General features: G+C 73.5%; 16 protein-coding genes. 8 read left to right on the top strand and 8 right to left on the bottom strand.

Features of this window, described 5'->3' with window-relative positions; translation table 11 throughout:
* The first annotated feature begins 167 nt into the window (after positions 1-167).
* The 3 genes from ACQEVZ_RS18170 to pspM all read left to right on the top strand — a co-directional run bounded on the left by ACQEVZ_RS18170 (position 168) and on the right by pspM (position 2,762).
* A complete protein-coding gene (locus tag ACQEVZ_RS18170) occupies positions 168-956 on the top strand; it encodes a hypothetical protein (protein ID WP_433367898.1) in 789 nt (262 codons plus the stop codon).
* A 156-nt stretch (positions 957-1,112) separates the two neighbouring features.
* Positions 1,113-1,976 (top strand): PspA/IM30 family protein, encoded by an 864-nt coding sequence (locus ACQEVZ_RS18165; protein ID WP_344507793.1) that lies wholly within the window; start codon positions 1,113-1,115, stop codon positions 1,974-1,976.
* A gap of 33 nt (positions 1,977-2,009) precedes the next feature.
* A complete protein-coding gene (gene pspM, locus ACQEVZ_RS18160) occupies positions 2,010-2,762 on the top strand; it encodes a phage shock envelope stress response protein PspM (RefSeq protein ID WP_344507791.1) in 753 nt (250 codons plus the stop codon).
* Positions 2,763-2,807: 45 nt separating this feature from the next.
* On the opposite strand, the gene ACQEVZ_RS18155 is transcribed toward pspM, so the two are convergent.
* The 4 genes from ACQEVZ_RS18155 to ACQEVZ_RS18140 all read right to left on the bottom strand — a co-directional run bounded on the left by ACQEVZ_RS18155 (position 2,808) and on the right by ACQEVZ_RS18140 (position 5,971).
* The gene (locus ACQEVZ_RS18155) at positions 2,808-3,596 is read right to left on the bottom strand and encodes a hypothetical protein (protein ID WP_433367893.1); all 789 of its coding nucleotides are present in this window, start codon (positions 3,594-3,596) and stop codon (positions 2,808-2,810) included.
* A 76-nt stretch (positions 3,597-3,672) separates the two neighbouring features.
* Positions 3,673-4,158, bottom strand: a complete 486-nt coding sequence (locus tag ACQEVZ_RS18150; protein ID WP_433367890.1) for a carbohydrate-binding protein — start codon at positions 4,156-4,158, stop codon at positions 3,673-3,675.
* Between the two features lie 55 nt (positions 4,159-4,213).
* Entirely contained in the window at positions 4,214-5,026 is an 813-nt protein-coding gene (locus ACQEVZ_RS18145; protein WP_433367887.1) for a DNA-formamidopyrimidine glycosylase family protein, read from the bottom strand.
* Between the two features lie 9 nt (positions 5,027-5,035).
* Positions 5,036-5,971, bottom strand: coding sequence for an LLM class F420-dependent oxidoreductase (locus ACQEVZ_RS18140; protein ID WP_433367884.1), 936 nt, complete (start codon positions 5,969-5,971; stop codon positions 5,036-5,038).
* A gap of 18 nt (positions 5,972-5,989) precedes the next feature.
* On the opposite strand from ACQEVZ_RS18140, the gene ACQEVZ_RS18135 reads away from it, so the two are divergent.
* The 4 genes from ACQEVZ_RS18135 (at position 5,990) to ACQEVZ_RS18120 (ending at position 9,811) form a co-directional block, all read left to right on the top strand.
* Positions 5,990-6,760: an SAM hydrolase/SAM-dependent halogenase family protein gene (locus ACQEVZ_RS18135; RefSeq protein WP_433367881.1), complete on the top strand. Its 771-nt coding sequence runs from the start codon at positions 5,990-5,992 to the stop codon at positions 6,758-6,760.
* Between the two features lie 108 nt (positions 6,761-6,868).
* A complete protein-coding gene (locus ACQEVZ_RS18130; protein WP_433367878.1) occupies positions 6,869-7,711 on the top strand; it encodes an SAM-dependent methyltransferase in 843 nt (280 codons plus the stop codon).
* A gap of 70 nt (positions 7,712-7,781) precedes the next feature.
* The gene (locus ACQEVZ_RS18125) at positions 7,782-8,987 is read left to right on the top strand and encodes a glycoside hydrolase family 5 protein (protein ID WP_433367875.1); all 1,206 of its coding nucleotides are present in this window, start codon (positions 7,782-7,784) and stop codon (positions 8,985-8,987) included.
* A gap of 197 nt (positions 8,988-9,184) precedes the next feature.
* Complete coding sequence (locus tag ACQEVZ_RS18120) at positions 9,185-9,811, top strand: GNAT family N-acetyltransferase (RefSeq protein WP_433376841.1); 627 nt, start codon at positions 9,185-9,187, stop codon at positions 9,809-9,811.
* A 19-nt stretch (positions 9,812-9,830) separates the two neighbouring features.
* On the opposite strand, the gene ACQEVZ_RS18115 is transcribed toward ACQEVZ_RS18120, so the two are convergent.
* Together ACQEVZ_RS18115 and ACQEVZ_RS18110 are read right to left on the bottom strand one after the other, a co-directional pair.
* A complete protein-coding gene (locus ACQEVZ_RS18115; RefSeq protein ID WP_344507778.1) occupies positions 9,831-10,301 on the bottom strand; it encodes an oxidoreductase in 471 nt (156 codons plus the stop codon).
* A gap of 234 nt (positions 10,302-10,535) precedes the next feature.
* Positions 10,536-15,656 carry an Lhr family helicase gene (locus ACQEVZ_RS18110; protein ID WP_433367871.1) on the bottom strand — a complete coding sequence of 1,707 codons (5,121 nt, stop codon included), beginning with the start codon at positions 15,654-15,656 and terminating at the stop codon, positions 10,536-10,538.
* A 130-nt stretch (positions 15,657-15,786) separates the two neighbouring features.
* On the opposite strand from ACQEVZ_RS18110, the gene ACQEVZ_RS18105 reads away from it, so the two are divergent.
* Positions 15,787-16,182: a hypothetical protein gene (locus tag ACQEVZ_RS18105; protein ID WP_344507776.1), complete on the top strand. Its 396-nt coding sequence runs from the start codon at positions 15,787-15,789 to the stop codon at positions 16,180-16,182.
* Between the two features lie 81 nt (positions 16,183-16,263).
* Here ACQEVZ_RS18105 and leuE read toward each other — a convergent pair whose 3' ends face one another.
* On the bottom strand, positions 16,264-16,902 hold the full coding sequence (gene leuE, locus ACQEVZ_RS18100; protein ID WP_344507775.1) for a leucine efflux protein LeuE: 639 nt from the start codon (positions 16,900-16,902) through the stop codon (positions 16,264-16,266).
* A complete protein-coding gene (locus tag ACQEVZ_RS18095; RefSeq protein ID WP_433367867.1) occupies positions 16,902-18,092 on the bottom strand; it encodes a bifunctional pyridoxamine 5'-phosphate oxidase family protein/GNAT family N-acetyltransferase in 1,191 nt (396 codons plus the stop codon). Before ACQEVZ_RS18095 ends, leuE begins: the two co-directional genes overlap by 1 nt.
* Between the last annotated feature and the right edge of the window lie 72 nt (positions 18,093-18,164).

Here is an 18,164-nt window from a genome sequence, read left to right as displayed (position 1 = left end):
GGGGCGGCGGGGCGTACCGGCGACGCCGCGGCGAAAACGGGAGGCGCGGCGGACTCGATCGGGCCTGCCACACTGGGGGCCGGGTGTGCTTGGTGGCTTCTGACAGTCGGATTGACTTCGGTCTTGTTCGGTGCTCGTCAGTGGAAGGCAGACTTGCAGTTGTGGGTGTGAAGGAGCAGCTGACCGAGCCCTGGGGGCTCGTCGCGGCCGGTGTGCTGGGTGGAGTGGGTGGGGCGGTCGGCGCCGCGCTCGCTCCGGCTGGGGTGCTTGCCGGGATTCCGGTGGGGCTTGCCGTTGCCGGCGTCGTGTACGGCGTCCGGATCGGCGTCGGTGCGCTGTTCGGGCGGAGGTCGGGTAGGCGGTCCGCGCGGCGTCTGCCGGCGCCGGCGCGTGGTGGGGACGCTGAGCGGTGGTTGCGGAGGGCCGAGTCGGCGGTACAGACGCTGCATCGGCAGGCGGAGACGCCCTCCGACGCCGTCCTGCGGGTGCAGGTGGCCGGGGTCGACGAGCGGGCGGCCGAGGCGCTGGGAGATCTGGTCAGGTTCGCCGGTCAGGTGACGCTGATCGAGCGGACGTCGGCGGGCATCGACGTCGCCCGGCTCGAGCACGACCGGGCGCAGCTGGCGCAGGGGATCGACGGGCTGCCGGCGGGGCCGTTGCGGGCGGAGCGGGAGCGGGCCCTGCGGGCGGTGACCGATCAGCTCGGTGTGGCACGGCGGCTGCACGACGCCCGCGAGATGCTGCTCGCGCGGATGCAGTCCGCTGTACTGGGTCTCGAAGGGCTGGTCGCGCGGATGGCCGAGCTGCTGGCCCTCCACTCGGCGTCCGACGTCGGCACGTCGCTCACGGCGGTGAAGGTGGCAGAGCTCGCCGCGGGACTGGAAGGCATGCGCGACGGTCTGGCGGAGGCGGAGCGGCTGTCACGCTCGGCGCTCACCGGGGAGCAGGTGCAGTAGTGCGCATCCCTGAGATCACCCTGAGTCGCACGTGTTTCACACCGCTTTGTCCGCATTATCCCACCGTTTGAGTTGACGCTGGGCGTGACGCTCTCGCGCTCGCCTGACACGATGGAAGCCGCACGTTTGTAGTGCCGGCGCAGAGAGGACCGCGAGATGGCGAATCCCGCCGTGAAGGGCTGGAAGTACCTGATGGCGCTCTTCGGCGCCAAGATCGACGAGCACGCCGATCCGAAGGTGCAGATCCAGCAGGCGATCGAGGAGGCGCAGCGCCAGCACCAGGCCCTGGTGCAGCAGGCCGCGGCCGTGATCGGCAACCAGCGGCAGCTCGAGATGCGGCTGTCCCGGCAGATGGGTGAGGTCGAGAAGCTGCAGGCCTCGGCCCGGCAGGCGCTCACCCTCGCCGACAAGGCCCGCGCCGAGGGCAACGAGACCAAGGCCGTGGAGTACGAGCAGACCGCGCAGATCTTCGCCACCCAGCTCGTCGCGGCCGAGCAGGGCATGGAAGACATGAAGACGCTGCACGACCAGTCGCTCAACGCGGCCGCCCAGGCCCGCCGCGCGGTCGAGAACAACGCGATGCTGCTGCAGCAGCGCCTCGCCGAGCGCACCAAGCTGCTCAGCCAGCTCGAGCAGGCCAAGATGCAGGAGACCGTCGCCAAGTCCCTCGAGTCGATGAGCGGCCTCGCCGCGCCGGGCAACACGCCGTCGCTCGACGAGGTGCGCGAGAAGATCGAGCGCCGCTACGCCAACGCGATGGGCCGCGCCGAGCTCGCCTCCAACTCCGTCGAGGGCCGCATGCTGGAGGTCCAGCGCACCACGCTCGACATGGCCGGCAGCTCCCGCCTCGACCAGATCCGCGCGAGCATGGCCGGCGACCAGCTCGCCGCCGCGCCCGCGACGCCCAGCACGCCCGCCGCGGCCTCCCCGGGCCCGCGGGACGCCGGCGTCGCCCGCCTCGACGAGATCCGGGCGAGCCTGAAGGACAAGCAAGCGGGGGACACCGCCAGCGCCGGCTGACGAGTTCAAGGTCTATTGGGGGGAGTGCCGGTCATGGCGTCGGAGCGGGCGAAGCATCTGAAGCGACTGCGGCGGCTGCACCGCTCCGCGCGTGGCTGGTCCGTGCGGGCCGGCCTGCTGACCGGCGCCACCGCGATTCTCGTGCCGTACAGCGGCCTCGGGCTGCCCGACGCCTTCTGGGCGGCCGGCGCCGGCGGCTCCATCGCGATCGCCATCTGGCGCTGGATGGACCTGCGGGCCTTCCGGGCCCTGCCGGTGCCGCCCGAGCCCGACCCGGCCCTCGTCGGCGCCCAGGCCCGGGAGAAGCTCGTCGGGATCGTCGCCAAGCTGCCCGCGGGGCGCACGGCGATCGCGGAGTTCGGCCGGCAGCGCGAGTCGTTCAAGCTCCGCGGCCTGACGGTCGCCGAGCCGTGGCGGCGCCTCGACCGTGCCTCGGCCATGCTCGCCGGGCTGGTCGGCCGGCTCGGCCCGCACGCGGAGGCCGCCGTGCTGGACGCGACCGTCGCCGAGCAGTCGCTGCGCGACCTGGCCCAGCGGACCGCGTCCGTCGAGCGTGCCATGAGCCTGGGCCCGGCCGGCGACTCGCTCCGGCCCGCCCACGCGTCCCTGGCGGCGCAGCTGGAGCAGGGCGTGTCGGCGTATGAGCAGTTCGTCACGGCGGCGGCCGGCTGTGTCGCCGAGGACAGCGCCACGATCGGCAACCTGGCGGATGCGACAGCGTTCCTGAAGGGCGTCGCCGAGGCGATGTCGGACCTGCGCTCGACCCCGCGGGCCAGCACCGCCTGAAGCGCGCCGCGTCCCGTGCGCCATGTCCCGTGCGCCGCGCGGCGGTTACTCGTTGGGGAGCAGGTAGCGCCAGCTGGCTCTGACCGTGTCGCCGGACGCCGACGTGTACGCGGGCCAGGCGCCGCGCTGGTCCAGGTCGCGGGTCAGGGTGCGGACCACGGCCCGCGCGTCCTCGCCGGACAGGTCCGCCTTGCGGAGGCCGCCGGCGTCGGGGGCGGGCAGCTTCACGTCTGCCGGCCACGGGTTCACGGTGGCGGGCTCGCCGTCGACCGGCATCGCGACCAGCCTCACCCGGTCCGCCAGGTACGGCTGGGCCGTCGCCGCCACCGACTTGTGCACGGCGGCGAGGCGGTCGCGGGCGTCGTACAGGACGTCGGCGTAGACGTGGTCGGTCTTCAGCTCGTCGAACCCCTCGGCGGTGAACGCGAGCGGCCCCGACGGCGACCACGTGCTCACCCTCGTCACGGGCGCGTTGAGGATCGTCGGCGCCGCGGACCGCGGCTTCTGCGCGTCGCTGGAGCCCAGGTCGGCGAGCAGGCCCGCGGCGAGGGTCTGCAGCGCGTCCGGGTCGAGGCGGGACCGGTACGCGGCGTCGGCGATCGCGTCGCCGTCACCGAAGACGACGAGGCGGGGCGCGCGCAGGGCGAGCATCGCCGTGCCGACCAGGCCGCCGGTCAGCTCCCAGACGGCCAGCGGCGTGCCGTCGGGCGGTCGCAGGGTCGGGGCCGGGGTCGCGGAGGCGAGCGGAGTGCCGTCGCAGGCGCCGAGCGCGGAAGCCACGAGCGCGGCGGCCGAGGCGGCGAACAGCCCCCGCCGGCTCAGCCGGTGATGCACCGGTACAACACCACACCCAGCGTCACGCCCAAGACCCTACCGCGTGCCCGCAACGATCAGTGCGCGGGCGTGAGCCTCACGACAACCGACTCCACAGCGCGGGAGCGGCGGGCGGTGACCAGTCCGACTGTGATCTGTGCGCCTGCCTGCACGCATAGACGCCGCCCTGGTACGTCACCTGCGCCCCGACCGTGTAGGCGACGCCCACGGCCCACGCCGGGACGGTCTTCTTCGCCGCCGGAGCCGCCGGAGACCGCGAGGCGGCGGTGCCCGTCGGCGGTTTCGAGGTTGGCGAAGGCGGGACGGCAGGCGAGCGGACCACCTCAGCAGGGGCGGTGGCTACGGGTGACGATGCAGGCGCTGACGGTACAGTGGCGTCCTCGAAACCGGTGGGAGCCGGCGGCAGGCAGGCGGCCCCGACGCCCGCGGAGTTGTAGCAGAGGTGGGTGTCGTCGGCGCCCACGACCGGTCCGCCGTTCGAGCGCGCGACCGTGACGGCACCCAGCGTGAACACGATCAGCGCCGCCGTGCCCCACAGCAGCGTCCGATCCGTCGGACCCAACCGGTGAACTCCGTGCACGCCCAGCACTCCCTCGCCTGACCAGCGAGTTCGCAGCCTACGGGCCAGGTGTCGCGGAGACAACCGGCTGGCAGCGCGGGCACCAGTACGTGATCCGGTCGTGGTCGCCGCCGGTCCAGCGCTCGATCCGGGTGCCGCATCGACGGCACTCCCTCCCGGCGCGCTCGAACACCCAGTTGGTCTCGCCGCGGCGCAGCGAACCGGTCGTCGTCTGCGTCCAGCGGCCCCGGTTGGAGTTCAGCAGCCGGTGCGCCAGGTCCACCATCGCGGGCAGGTCCGGCACCGCGCCGACCTCGGTCCACGGGTTGACACCCCTGAGGAACAGGACCTCCGCCTTGTACAGGTTGCCGATGCCGGCGAGATTGCGCTGGTCGAGCAGGGCGTCGGCGATGTGCCGGTCGGGCCTGGCGGCGAGCCGCGCGACCGCCTCCGCCGGGTCCCAGCCGTCGCCCATCAGGTCGGGCCCGAGGTGCCCGATCAACTGGCGCTCGTCCCTGGTCGGCACCAGCGCGAGCTCGTGCAGGTGGAAGCCGACGGCGACGGCCGTCGGGGTGTGCAGCGCGACCCGGATCAGGTGCGCGGGGCGGCCGGTCCAGCGCTCGCCCGGGCGGTACGTGCGCCACGCCCCGTCCATCCGCAGATGCGAGTGCAGCGTGTAGGCGCGGTCGGGGTCGCGGGTCAGACGGAGCAGCAGGTGCTTGCCGTAGCTGGCGGACTCGTGCACCCGCCAGCCGGCGAGGTCCGTGGTCGCGAGCTTCGGCACCCGGAAGTCGCTGCGGGTCAGCTCGTGACCGTCCAGGGCGTCGGCGAGCACGCGGGCGGTGTTCCAGACGGTGTCGCCTTCGGGCACCGGCCTAGCTTATGGGAGCAGCGGCGCCACTTCCGTGGCGAGCAGGTCGAGGTGCTCCAGGTCGTACAGGTCGAGCACCTGCAGGAACGCCCGCGACGCGCCCGCCTTCATGAAGTCGGCCAGCTGCTCCGCCACCCGCGCCGGCGTGCCGTAGAGCTGCCCGCCCGACACCGGCGGCCCCTTCGGGTCGAGCCCGGACGCCTCCGCCCGCCGCCGGACCTCCGCCTCGGTCGCGCCGCACACGATCGTCTGCGCGAACGAGAACACGATCGGCGCCCGCCCGTCGCGCCCCTCGGCCTCGATCGCGGCGACGACCCGGTCGTAGGACGCGGTGGTCTCCGCCAGGCTCGAGAACGGCACGTTGAACTCGTCGGCGAACCGCGCCGCCAGCAGCGGGGTCCGCTTGAGGCCCTTGCCGCCCACGATGATCGGCGGGCCGGGCCGCTGCGCGGGCTTCGGCAGCGCGGGCGAGTCGATGAGGTCGTAGTGGCGGCCCTGGTAGCTGAACGTGGCGCCGTCCGGCGTCGCCCACAGCCCGGTCATGATCTCCAGCTGCTCCTCCAGCCGGTCGAACCGTTCGCCGACCGGGGGGAACGGAACCCCGTACGCCAGGTGCTCCCGCTCGTACCATCCGGTGCCGAGCCCCAGCTCGACCCGGCCACCGCTCATCGCGTCGACCTGCGCCACCGCCACGGCGAGCGGCCCCGGAAGCCGGAACGTCGCCGAGGACACCAGCGTGCCGAGGCGGATCGTGGACGTCTCGCGGGCGAGCGCGCCGAGCGTCACCCACGAGTCGGTCGGGCCGGGCGCCCCGCCGCGGGTCGCCATGTAGTGGTCCGAGCGGAAGAAGCCCTCGAAGCCGAGCCGCTCGGCGTGCTGCGCGAAGGCGAGCTGGTCCTCGTACGTGGCGCCGAGCTGAGGTTCGATGAACACGCAGAGCCGCATGCGTCCGACACTATCCTGATGGACCCCTGGATCTCCTTCACCACCGACTACGGGCTCGAGGACGGGTTCGTCGCCGCCTGCCACGGGGTGATCGCCCGCCTGGCGCCCGCCGCGCGGGTCATCGACGTGACGCACCTGGTGCCGCCCGGCGACGTCGGCCGAGGGGCGCACGTGCTGGCACAGACCGTGCCGTCGCTGCCGCGTGGCGTACACCTCGCCGTCGTCGATCCCGGGGTCGGCACCGCCCGCCGGCCGATCGCGATCGAGGCCGCGGACGGCGGGTTCCTCGTCGGGCCGGACAACGGCCTGCTGATCCCGGCGGCGGAGGCCCTCGGCGGCATCCGTCGCGCCGTCCACCTCACCAACGCGGCGTGGTTCGCGCCGGACGTGTCGCGCACCTTCCACGGCCGCGACGTGTTCGCCCCGGTGGCCGCCCGCCTCGCCGCCGGCGCCGACCTGTCCCTGGCAGGAAGTGCCACCGCGGCTCTTGTACGACTACCGCCGCCGTTCCTCGACGTGACGCCGGCCGGTGTGGTGGCCTCGGTACTGACGGTCGACCGGTTCGGCAACCTGCAGCTGGCTTCGCCCGGTTCCTTCCCCGGGGGCGTGGTCACCGTCAACGGCGCGCCGGCCGTCTCGGGCGGCACCTTCGGCGACGCGCCCGCCGGCGGGCTCGTCGTGTTCACCGACTCCGCCGGGTACCTGGCCGTCGCGGTCAACGGTGGCAGCGCCGCCGAGCTGCTCGGCGTCCGGGCCGGCGACCGCGTGACCATCGTTCACGCCACGTAGTCGCATCGTTGCCGCATGTGGTCGAGAGTGACGGAGGGTGATGTCCCGGCATATGATCCAGCCGTCCGATCGATCACACATGGCATCACAACTGGCGGAGAGTGGGACATGTCAGGCGCCGACTGGATGAAGCCCAAGCCCGACGAGGCCCACGAGCCGGTCGACCTGCAGACGGACCGGCCACACCCGGCCCGGGTCTACGACTTTCTGTTGGGCGGCAAGGACAACTTCCCCGCCGACCGGGGCGCCGCCGAGGCCGGCCTGCGGGCCAACCCCAACAGTCGCATCCCCCCGCGCGAGAACCGGGCGTTCCTGCGCCGCGCGGTGGAGTACCTGGCCCGCGAGGCGGGCATCCGGCAGTTCCTCGACATCGGCACCGGCATCCCGACGTCACCCAACGTGCACGAGGTCGCCCAGGCGATCGCGCCCGACTCCCGGATCGTGTACGTCGACAACGACCCGATCGTCCTCGCCCACGCCCGCGCGCTGCTGACCAGCAAGCCCGAGGGCCGCACAGAGTACATCGACGCCGACCTGCGCGACACCCGGCGGATCCTGGACTCGCCGCAGCTGCGCGAGGTCATCGACTTCGACCAGCCGGTGGGCCTGCTGCTGATCGCGATCCTGCACTTCGTGGGCGACGCCGACGAGCCGTACCGGATCGTGCAGGAGCTCGTCGACGCCCTGCCGTCCGGCAGCTACCTCGCGCTGTCGCACCTCACCGGCGACTTCGACCCCGTCGCCTGGGAGCACGTCGCCGCCATCTACGCCCGCCAGGGCGTGACGATGCAGGTCCGCCCGCACGCCGACATCGCCCGGTTCTTCACCGGCCTGGAGCTCGTCGACCCCGGCCTGCCCCTCGTCACGAAGTGGCGCCCCGACGCCGAGGTCTCGCCCGACGTCACCGACACCCAGGTCTCCGTCTACGGGGGTGTGGCCAAGAAGGCCTAGGCCCTGCCCATGAGCTGCTTTTCGGGGTTCCCGAGGGTGTGACCCGGGGGCGGTCGGGCAGTGGCGTGCGGTGGCTCGCAAAGCTCCGGCGCTGGCGATGGTGCTGCTGCTGCTCGTGACGGCGCTGGTGGTGCCGGTGTCGTGGCCGCGCGCGCTGCAGACGGTGTGCACCACGGACATCGTCCAGGCCAGGGCCGTCGCCGGGCTGGCCAACTTCTCCGCCTGGCTGCGCCGCAACAACGCGACCGGGTTCATCGGGGAGATCGGCTGGCCCGCCGACCGCGACGCGGCGCAGTGGTCCGCGGTCGCCGAGGCCTGGTACACCGCCGCCGACGCCGTCGGGCTGCCCGTCACCGCCTGGGCGGCCGGCACCTGGCCGGCCAACTACCCGATGGCCGTCTACCGTCCGGTCGCGCACGGCATGGACGTCGACGTCGTCGGCCCGCAGGCCCACGTCGTCGAGCGCCACGGCACCTCCGCCGGCTACCTCCGCGGCGTCAACCTGGCCGCCGGCTCCTTCGCCACCTCCGAGGTCAACGGCGGCTTCGGCAGCGCCAACCCCGGCCGGTACGGCGACGACTACACGTACGAGACCCCCTCCAGCTACGAGTTCCTGGCCTCGCGCGGCATCCGCCTCGTCCGTTTCGCCGTCAACTGGGAACGCCTCCAGCCCGTCCCCTTCGGGCCCTTGTCCTCCGAGGAGGTCGCCCGGGTCCGCCTCGCGCTCGACCACGCCAGCGCCGCCGGCCTCCTCGTCGTGCTTGACCTGCACGGGTACGGAGACTTCGCCCTCGGCGGCGGCCGCCACCAGCAGACCCTCCTGCGCCTCGGCGCCCCCGGCCTGCCGACCACCGCGCTGGCGGACTTCTGGCGCCGCATGGCCCCCGCCGCCGACAACCCCGCCGTCATCGGCCTGGGCCTCCTCAACGAGCCCACCCGCCTCGCCGCCGACGGCCGCGCCGGCGCCCTGATCTGGGAACGCGCCGCCCAACAGACCGTCGACGCCCTCCGCGCCATCGGCGACCGCCGCGCCCTGCTCGTCAGCGGCTACATGCCGATGGGCCCGCCCTCGTGGGGCCTCATGCACCCGCGAGCCTGGATCCACGACCCGCTGCACCGCGTCGCGTACGAGTCCCACGCCTACTTCGACCACGACGGCAGCGGCCACTACTGGAGCTCCTACACAGACGAGCTCCGCGACGTCACCTGGCCCCATCCCACCCTCTGCCAGCGACTGACCCCACTGACCCGTCAGGTGCTTCAATCGTCCGAGTGATCGCCGTCCGCTCTGCGCACCCCGCCGACCTGCCCGCCGCAGCCGACGTCTGGCACGCGGCGAACGCCGCCCGCGGCCTCCCGCCAACCCCACAACGCCTCGCCCGCGTCCGCGAGAAACTGGCCGCCCCGGACGCCCAGGTCCTGATCGCCACCCTGCCCACGCCTGCGCCTGCCGGTCCGGTGGCTGCTCCAGCTATGTTCGGGTCGGCGCCCACCGAGCCCGCACCGCACCTCGCCGGTTCCGTGGCCGGATCTGCCCATTCCCCGACGGAATCTGTGGCTCCGGCGGACGTGCTCGCCGCGCCCGGACCTGCTGGACCGGTGGCTGTTCCAGCTCCGTCCGAGCCCGCACCGCCACTCGCCGGACCTGCCTGCTCCCCGACCGGACGCGCGGGTGCTGCGGACGGGTCGGCACCCGCTGGTTCGACGGCCGGACGGGGTGAGTCCGAGGTCGCTCCGGCGCGGGTCGCGGCGGCGACGAGCGGACCCGGGGCGATGCCTGCCGAGGCCGGGACGGTGGTCGGTATGGCCTTGGTCGAGCCGGGGCGCGCCGACGACGGCGAGGGTGCGTTGATTCCCGGGTACGGTCACGTGTCGATGGTGTTCGTCCACCCCTCTCACTGGTCGAACGGCTACGGACAGCACCTCCTCCGCGCGGTCCACGCCCTCGGCTACACCCGCACGACGCTGTGGACCCGCCGATCCAACGAACGCGCCCAGCGTCTCTACGCCGCCGCCGGCTACGTCCCGAACGGCCGCACCACCCACCTCCTCGACGGCGACGAGATCATCCAGCTGGAGCGCCGCGCCGAGCCGGTCTGACCCGTGCCGCCGGGCCGGCTCACCGCGGTCCGTCCCAGGTCCAGTGCGGCATCGTGACGTCGGCGGGCACCTGGGAGTCCGGCGGCGAGTACTGCATGACGTCCGCCGCCGCCCAGGTCATGTAGTCACGCAGGGCCGCCCGGAACTCCGGGTCCGCGGGCAGGCCGGCGTCGTCGCACGCGAGCACGAAGCAACGCACGAACCGCTCTCCGAGGTCGTCCTCGGCGCCCATCCGCGCGTGCAGGTCGAGCACGCCGAAGTGGGTGCCGCACGTCTGCGAGTACGCGGGCGGACCGCCGAACACCTCGGCCAGGTACGTCCCGAGCCGCTGCACATGCTCAGGATGCTGCCCCGGATGCCCGAACGGATGGTTGAGCACCGGATCCGCAAGGCACCGCTCATGCAACGCCGCCGCCAGCGCCTGGAACGCCGGAGCGCCACCGGCGTGCTCGAACAGCGAGACCCGCCGCTCGCCTGCGAGTTCACTCATCGCGCCGTCTCCTTCCGTGGTCACACGCGATGGTCGCGTGCCGGTCGCCAGCTCCGCAGCCGAAGCGTTCAGCTGGGTGCGGTTCAGCTCTGCGGGTGGAGCGCCTGATCTGGTGTGTGGCTCAGTTCCGTGGGTGGAGCGTTCGGTCGGGCGTGTGGCTCAGCTCCGCGGGGGAGCGTTCGGTCGGGTGTGTGTGGCTCAGCTCCGTGGGTGGAGCGCTTGATCGGGTGTGGATCAGTTCCGCAGGCGGAGTCCCTTCGGGGTGGTCCGGAACCCTGCCGCCGACAGCGCGTCGCCGAGCGCCGACGCGTGGATGGACTCCCCGTCGGCACGCTCGACCGACATCGCGCCGAGCGCACCGCCGTGGACGGCGTCGGCGAGGGCCTTCGCGGCGAGCGCGAGCAGCTCGGTGTCCTCGACGTACGACAGCAGCGTCCGCCCTCCGCGCTCCACATAGATGACGAGGTCACCGCCGACCGTGACGACGAGCGCGCCCGCCTTGCGCCCCGGCCGGTGCCCGGATCGCTCACCGTCACCGGCGTCGACGACCCGCTCGGGCCAGGGCAGCGCGGCCCCGTACGGATTGGCTGGATCGGTCGAGGCGAGCACCAAAGCGTCGCGGGTGTCGGTGCCGCCCCGCAACCGGTCGACGGCCCCCGGCAGCGCGAACTGTGCCGCGCCCAGACCTTCGACGAAGTAGCCCCGCCGGGCGGCGCCCCGCTCCTCCATCGCCGCGAGCACGGGATACACGCCGGCGAACGCCCCCGGCAGATCCTCGGCCATCACCGCCCCACGGGTGACGATCCCGTGCCGGTCCAGGAGCAGCTCGGCGTTGGCGGTCGCCCGGCGGGTCGGGTCGAGGTCCCGATCGGGCAGCCGGTGCCACCGCCCGGCCCCGGTCGGCGGCCCTGACCGCCCACCGGCGAGCGACGCCCGCGCCGCCGCGATGCCAGCGCGCCGGTACCGCGACCGCGGCGCCGCCGGCTTCGCCTTGTGCGCTCCACCACCACCGAGCTTCGCCCGCAGAGGACCGAGCGTGTCGTTGGACAGCTGCCCGGCCCACACCAGATCCCAGACCGCGTCGAGCACCTCCGCCTCGCTGACGAACCCCGGCGCACCCCAACCGTCCGAGTCCCCACCCGGACCGCCGGCGTCGCGTGAGCCAGCCGACCCGGCGTGGAGCGACGCTTCGACGCCGCGCAGGGTGTCGCTGATCGAGCCAGGTGCCGCCTTCGCCCTCCGCAGCCTGGCGACCGGAACCGGCGGCGGCACGACCGCATCAGGCTCCGCGCCACCGGCGGCACTGCCCACACTCCGACGCCCCCGCGCGGTGTCGACATCGTCCGCTCCGGGCAAGGTCACGGATCCATCGCCAGGCTCAGACAGAGGCTCTGACCCGCCGCGCCCCGATGAGACCACGGACCCGTCACCGGATGCCGGCACCACCCCGGACTTGCCGCCGGATGCCGGCATTGCCCCGGACCCGCCGCCGGGCGCCGACCAGGGCATCGACTCGCCACCGGATGCCGATGACCTGACACCCTTCCCGCCCAGACGCGCCCGGCCCTCGGTCGCGGAGGCCCCAGCCGCGGACGACGAGCTCGCGCCGCCACTGGACGACGACCCAGCCGCAGAGGGCGAACTCGCGCCTCCCCTGGACGACGACCCGGCCGCGGGCGGCAGCTCCCTGCCCACCGCGGAAGGCGGCGGAGCGGAGGCGAGGATCTCGTTGACCCGCTCCGCCAGCGTCCGCAGGAACAAGGCCTGCCCACCCGCGAGCGCGGTGAGGATCGCGGCGTGGACAGGGCCGCCGACGTCGGCGGGCGGCGGGAGGAGCAGCGACGCGGTGTCGGCGAACGCGAGACTGACCCACCCGTCGTGCTCGCCGATGGCGCCGCCCCCGGACCAGAGCAGGTCGCCGGACGCGCACAGCTCGTCGAGGTAGGCGGGCGTGTAGTCGGCGACGCGGGCGGGCAGGATCAGCCGCTCCAGGGCGGATGCCGGCATGGCGATGCCCTGGAGCTGCTCGACCGCGGCGGCGACGGCGTCGATGCCCCGGGCCCGGGACGAGCCGACCTGGTGCCACTGCGGCAGGAAGCGGGCCAGCGCGCGGGGCGGCACGGGCTCGATCTCGCGGCGCAGCGCGGCCAGGGACCGGCGGCGCAGCAACCGCAGGATCTCGGCGTCGCACCACTCGGTGCCGGCGCCGCCGGGCGTGAACTCGCCGGAGACCATCGCCGGCAGGCGGCGCAGCGCCTGCTCGACGACGAAGACGCCGAGCCCGAAGCGGGCCGCGCAGGTCGCCGAGGTGAACGGTGCGCGCGTGCGGCCATAGCGGGTGACGAGGTCGCCGAGCGGGTCCGCGACCGGCTCCAGGTAGGCGGTGGGGAGGCCGACGGGCAGCGCGACGCCGAGGGCGTCGCGGAAGCGGGCCGCGTCCTCGACCGCGATCCAGCGGGGCTCCCCGGCGACGCGGACCTGGATGGCGCGGCGCTGCGCGCCCAGCTCCGCAGCCCAAGCGGGGTCGGCGCCGCGGGCGGTGAGCTCGGCGTCGGACAGGTCGCCCAGGACGCGGAGCATCTCGGCGACGTCCTCGGCGTCGCGCGGGGTGCGTTGGTCGCCGAGCCACTGCAGGGTGCGCTCGGTCTCGGAGACGACCTCGGGGTCGAGGAGGTCGCGCAGCTCGACCCGGCCGAGGAGCTCGGCGAGCAGCGTCGGGTCGAGGGCGAGCGCGGCGGCCCGGCGCTCGGCGAGCGGTGAGTCGCCCTCATACAGGAAGGCGCCGACATAGCCGAAGAGCAGCGACCGGGCGAACGGTGACGGCCGCGGCGTCTCCACCTCGACGAGGCGCAGCTTGCGCCCGGCGATGTCGCGCATGACGCCGACGAGCCCGGCGACGTCGAACACGTCCTGCAGGCACTCCCGCGCGGCCTCGAGGGTGATCGGGAAGTCGGCGTAGTCGCGGGCGACGTCGAGCAGCTGGGCGGAGCGCTGCCGCTGCTGCCACAGCGGCTGGCGGCGGCGCGGGTCGCGGCGGGGCAGGAGCAGGGCGCGGGCGGCGCACTCGCGGAACCGGGCGGCGAACATGGCCGACGTGCCGACGGTCTCCTCGACGATGCCGGCGATCTCGTCGGGGTCGAACGCGACCAGGTCGGCGCCGGGCGGCTCGTCGGCGACGTCGGGCAGGCGGACGACGATGCCGTCGTCGCTGGGCATGACCTGCGCGTCGACGCCATAGCGCTCGTTGAGCCGGCGGGCGATCGCCAGGGCCCACGGCGCGTTGACCCGGGCGCCGAGGACACAGTGGACGGTCATCCGCCAGTCGCCGAGCTCGTCGCGGAACCGCTCGACCAGCACGGTGCGGTCGTCGGGCAGGTGACGCGTCGCTTCGCGCTGCTCGCGCAGGTAGGCCAGGAGGTTGTCGGCGGCCCACTCGTCGAGCCCGCCGCTGCGCAGCTGCTGGTGGGCGGCCTCGTCGCCGGCCTTGACGAAGCCGCGCAGGCGGGCGCCGATCGCGCGGCCGAGCTCGACGGGGCGGCCGGGGGAGTCACCCTTCCAGAACGGCATCTTCGCGGCGGCGCCCGGCGCGGGGGAGACCAGCACCCGGTCGGGGGTGATGTCCTCGATGCGCCACGAGGTCGAGCCGAGCAGGAACACGTCGCCGACGCGGGACTCGTAGACCATCTCCTCGTCGAGCTCGCCGACGCGGGCGGCCTTCTCCGCGCCGGCGAGGAACACGCCGAAGAGCCCGCGGTCGGGGATGGTGCCGCCGCTGGTGACGGCGAGGCGCTGGGCGCCGGGGCGGGCGGTGAGGACCCCGTCGGTGCGGTCCCACACGATGCGTGGGCGCAGCTCGGCGAACGCGGTCGACGGATAGCGCCCGGCGAGCATGTCGAGCACCGCGAACAGCGCCGACTCGGGCAGCTCGGCGAACACGGCGGTGCGGCGCACCAGGGCCGCCAGCTCGTCGACGTGCCACGGCTCCATGGCGACCATCGCGATGATCTGCTGGGCGAGCACGTCCAGCGGGTTGCGCGGATAGCGCAGCTCCTCGATGCCGCCCTCGACCATCCGCTCGGCGACCACGGCGCACGAGACGAGGTCGCCGCGGTGCTTCGGGAACACCACGCCGCGGGACACGGCGCCGACCTGGTGCCCGGCGCGCCCGACCCGCTGCAGTCCTGCGGCGACGCTCGGCGGCGCCTCGATCTGCACGACCAGATCGACGGATCCCATGTCGATGCCGAGCTCCAGGCTGGAGGTGGCGACGACCGCCGGCAGCTGGCCGGACTTGAGCGCCTCCTCGATGTGCTTGCGCTCCTCGCGGGAGACGCTGCCGTGGTGGGCGCGCGCCACGACGGGCGCGGCACCGTTGGCGGTGCCGGCCTGCGCCATCATCTCCGCCGGCGTCCGTGGCGGGGTGGGTGCGGGGACACCGGCACGGGCAGAGGACAGCTCGTTGATCCTGGCGCAGAGGCGCTCCGCGCCGCGTCGCGAATTGGTGAACACGATCGTGGAGCGGTGGCCCTCGATCAGGTCGAGGACCCGCTCCTCCACGGCGGGCCAGATCGACGCCTGCCTGGGCGCCCCGTCGTCGTCCTGCGAGGGGTCGGCCTCGCCGAGGGCGGTCATGTCCTCGACGGGCACCTGCACCTCGACCTGGATGGTCTTGGCGCTGGGCGGCTGCACGACCTCGACGGGCGCGGACCCGCCGAGGAACCTGGCGGTCTCCTCGATCGGGCGGACGGTCGCGGACAGGCCGATCCGCTGCGCGGGCCGCTCCAGCAGGGCGTCGAGCCGCTCCAGCGACAGCGCCAGGTGCGCGCCGCGCTTCGTCGCGCAGACCGCGTGGACCTCGTCGACGATCACCGTCTCGACGCTGCGCAGCGACTCCCTGGCCTGCGAGGTGAGCAGCAGGAAGAGCGACTCGGGCGTGGTGATCAGGATGTCGGGCGGGGTCTTGGTGAACGCGCGCCGCTCGTCGGCCGGGGTGTCACCGGTGCGCATGCCGACCCTGATGTCGGGCGGCTCCTGCCCGAGTCGCGCCGCCGCCTGCCTGATGCCGGCGAGGGGGGCCCGCAGGTTGCGCTCGACGTCGACCGCCAGCGCCTTCAGAGGGCTGACATACAGCACCCGGCAGCGCTTCGCCGCCTCGAGGTCTGGTCGGGCCGCCAACTGATCGAGGGACCACAGGAACGCGGCCAGGGTCTTGCCGGAGCCGGTCGGCGCGACCACGAGGGCGTGCCGGCCGGCGCTGATCGCCTGCCACGCGCCCGCCTGCGCGGCGGTGGGCGCCGCGAACGCCGCACCGAACCACTCCCGCGTCGCCGCACCGAACCGACCCAGCTCATCCATGCCTCCATCCTGCCCCCGGGGTACGACACTTTCCCCCGCCCGGCCGACGCCGCCGATCGGATTAGTCCGATTTGTACGAAAGGGGGAATTTGGCTAAGATGCACCAATCCCCAGAACACAGGAGCAGCCGGTGGCAGCACAGCGCACGATCGCCCAGCGGGCGATCCGCCAGGAGTCGGAAGTGCTGCTGCGCCAGCTGGACGCATACCTGGCCGCCCTGCGCACCGGATGCGGCACCACGGACGTCGGGCATGCCGAGCGGATGGCTGAGGCGCTGCGCCGCCTGATCGCCGACACCGCCAGGTCGAGCGCGGTCGACCGGGCCCGCGTCCGCGCCGCCGTGCACTACTTCGTCTACCGCGGCGCCGCCGGCGACGGCCCGGCCCGCACCGGCGGTGGCGCCAGGCTGGCGCTGCTGACCGGCGGCCGGGCCCCCGCCGACCGGCGCCGCCAGGGTGACGACGACCGCGTCGTCAACGACCTGCTCCGCGACCTCGGTCGCGCCGACCTGATAGTCGAGCACTGATGACTTGCCTGGCCGGGCAGCGAAGAGGGTCCCCCATAACCAGTGGGGGACCCTCCATGCGTTACGGGACCAGTCGCAGCGCTAGGAGATGCTGGCCGTCGCCAGCTTGATGCTGAACGCCAGGAACAGGCCGCCGACCGAGGTGCTCAACCCGGCGGCGAGCTTCCGCCGGGAGCGGAACTGCTCGGCCAGATACCGCCCGGCGAAGATGAGCACGGACAGATAGATCGCGCTCAGCACCTCGGCGACGATCCCGAGCAGCAGGAAGCTCACCGCCGGGTGGGCATAGCCGGGGTCGACGAACTGGATGAAGAACGACACGAAGAACAGGATCGCCTTCGGGTTGAGCAGGCTGATCACCAGCGCGCGCCGGAACGGGCGGTCGGCCGGCGCCTCGGGCTGCGGCGCCGAGGCGGGTGCCCGTAACCGCCGGACGGTGTCGACCACCAGGCGGATGCCGAGATAGGCCAGGTAGCCGGCACCCGCGTACTTCACCAGGAGAAACAGCCAGGGATAGGTGTGCAGCAGCGAGGCGACGCCACCGGCCGAAAGGACCATGAGCACCGCGTCGCCGAGCCAGACCCCGGCCGCGCCCCGATACCCGTCCCGCACGCCGCGACGGGCGGCGACGGACAGCACGTACAGCGAGTTGGGGCCGGGCAGGAGCACGATCGCGGCCGTGCCCAGCAGATACGTCCAGGGGTTGGTCACGCCGAGCATCAGCGCCCGCCCGCTTCCAGCGCCGCGGTCAGCCGGTCCCGCGCCGCGGGCCACTCGTCGGCGAGCATCGAGAAGCAGGCCGTGTCGCGCCAGCTGCCGTCGGGACGCTGCCGGTGCGCGCGCAGCAGACCCTCGCGCTGCGCGCCGAGCCGCGCGATCGCCTGCTGTGAGCGCTCGTTGCGGATGTCGGTGTGCCACTCGAGCCGGACCGCGCCCAACGTGTCGAACGCGTGCGCCATGAGCAGCAGCTTCGACTCGGTGTTGATCGCCGTGCGCCAGTGCGGGCGGCCGAGCATCGTGTGCCCGATCGCGATCGAGCGGCGCGCCTCGTCGATCGCGTAGAAGGAGGTGCTGCCGAGGATCTCTCCCGTCGACGGATTCCGCTGTACGAAGGGAGTCCGCGCCGGATCCTTGATCGCCGCGTCCACGATCGCGGCCATCCCGGCGGCCGAGGCGGGTCGGGCGACGGCGAGGTGCGTCCAGACCTCGGCGTCGTCGAGCGCCGCGAACAGGCCCTCCGTGTGCACGTGGTCGAGCCGCTCCAGCACGACGTGCCGTCCCCGCAGCGCCGGCGCGCCCCGCCAGCCGTCCTCGGCAGGGCGAAGATAGCCGGGCAGCGGCACGAGCACGCCGGGTGCGGGCTCTGGCTGCCCGGCGACGAGCTTCAGCGGTACAACACCCGCCCAATGCGGCAAGAGCAGGTCTTCCTCGTCGTCGCCGACGCCGCCGGTGCGGACCTTCGCCGAGACCTCCTGCAGCGTCAGGGCCAGCACCGCGGTCTTGGCCAGCTCCTTCGTGTCCGGCGGGCGGCTGTCGGCGGCGCGGCCGGGCATGATCTTGTCGACCAGCGCCGCGAACGCCCGGTCGCGCTCGCCGGGGTCGGTGACCAGCCGCGCGGCGCCGTGCGCGACCACGGAGCGGTAGTTGGCGCTGTGGTGGAACTGCGAGCGCGCGAGGACCAGCCCGTCGATCAACGTCACCGTCACGCAGATCGGCAGGCCGCCGGGGCGGGCCGCGAGCGCCGAACTGCTCCCGGTCGAGCCGTGCAGGTAGACCGTGTCGCCGATGCGCGCGTGCAGGTTCGGCAGGACCCGCGGCTCGCCGTCGACGACGAATCCGACGTGGCAGACATATCCCTCATCGAGGACCGAGTGCACCAGATCGGCGTCGTACGACGCGCGCTCGCTCATCCGTCTCGGCGTCGTTTTCGGCGTTCGCAGGTAGGTTTCCACCATGACCTCGTTTGTTCTAGTACAATCCCT

It is taken from the genome of Dactylosporangium sp. CA-152071 (assembly GCF_050936335.1).
In the GTDB taxonomy this organism is placed as follows: Bacteria; Actinomycetota; Actinomycetes; order Mycobacteriales; family Micromonosporaceae; genus Dactylosporangium; species Dactylosporangium maewongense.
Note: the sequence above shows the minus strand (reverse complement) of the source record. Positions and strands in the feature narration are given on the sequence as shown.

What these genes read in the sequence shown, in the direction of transcription:
- ACQEVZ_RS18135 (WP_433367881.1), top strand. Translation starts at nt 5,990, where the DNA reads ATGGACCCCTGGATCTCCTTCACCACCGACTACGGGCTCGAGGACGGG.
- pspM (WP_344507791.1), top strand. Translation starts at nt 2,010, where the DNA reads ATGGCGTCGGAGCGGGCGAAGCATCTGAAGCGACTGCGGCGGCTGCAC.
- leuE (WP_344507775.1), bottom strand. Translation starts at nt 16,902, where the DNA reads ATGCTCGGCGTGACCAACCCCTGGACGTATCTGCTGGGCACGGCCGCG.
- ACQEVZ_RS18140 (WP_433367884.1), bottom strand. Translation starts at nt 5,971, where the DNA reads ATGCGGCTCTGCGTGTTCATCGAACCTCAGCTCGGCGCCACGTACGAG.
- ACQEVZ_RS18095 (WP_433367867.1), bottom strand. Translation starts at nt 18,092, where the DNA reads ATGAGCGAGCGCGCGTCGTACGACGCCGATCTGGTGCACTCGGTCCTC.
- ACQEVZ_RS18165 (WP_344507793.1), top strand. Translation starts at nt 1,113, where the DNA reads ATGGCGAATCCCGCCGTGAAGGGCTGGAAGTACCTGATGGCGCTCTTC.
- ACQEVZ_RS18120 (WP_433376841.1), top strand. Translation starts at nt 9,185, where the DNA reads ATGTTCGGGTCGGCGCCCACCGAGCCCGCACCGCACCTCGCCGGTTCC.
- ACQEVZ_RS18115 (WP_344507778.1), bottom strand. Translation starts at nt 10,301, where the DNA reads ATGAGTGAACTCGCAGGCGAGCGGCGGGTCTCGCTGTTCGAGCACGCC.
- ACQEVZ_RS18110 (WP_433367871.1), bottom strand. Translation starts at nt 15,656, where the DNA reads ATGGATGAGCTGGGTCGGTTCGGTGCGGCGACGCGGGAGTGGTTCGGT.
- ACQEVZ_RS18130 (WP_433367878.1), top strand. Translation starts at nt 6,869, where the DNA reads ATGTCAGGCGCCGACTGGATGAAGCCCAAGCCCGACGAGGCCCACGAG.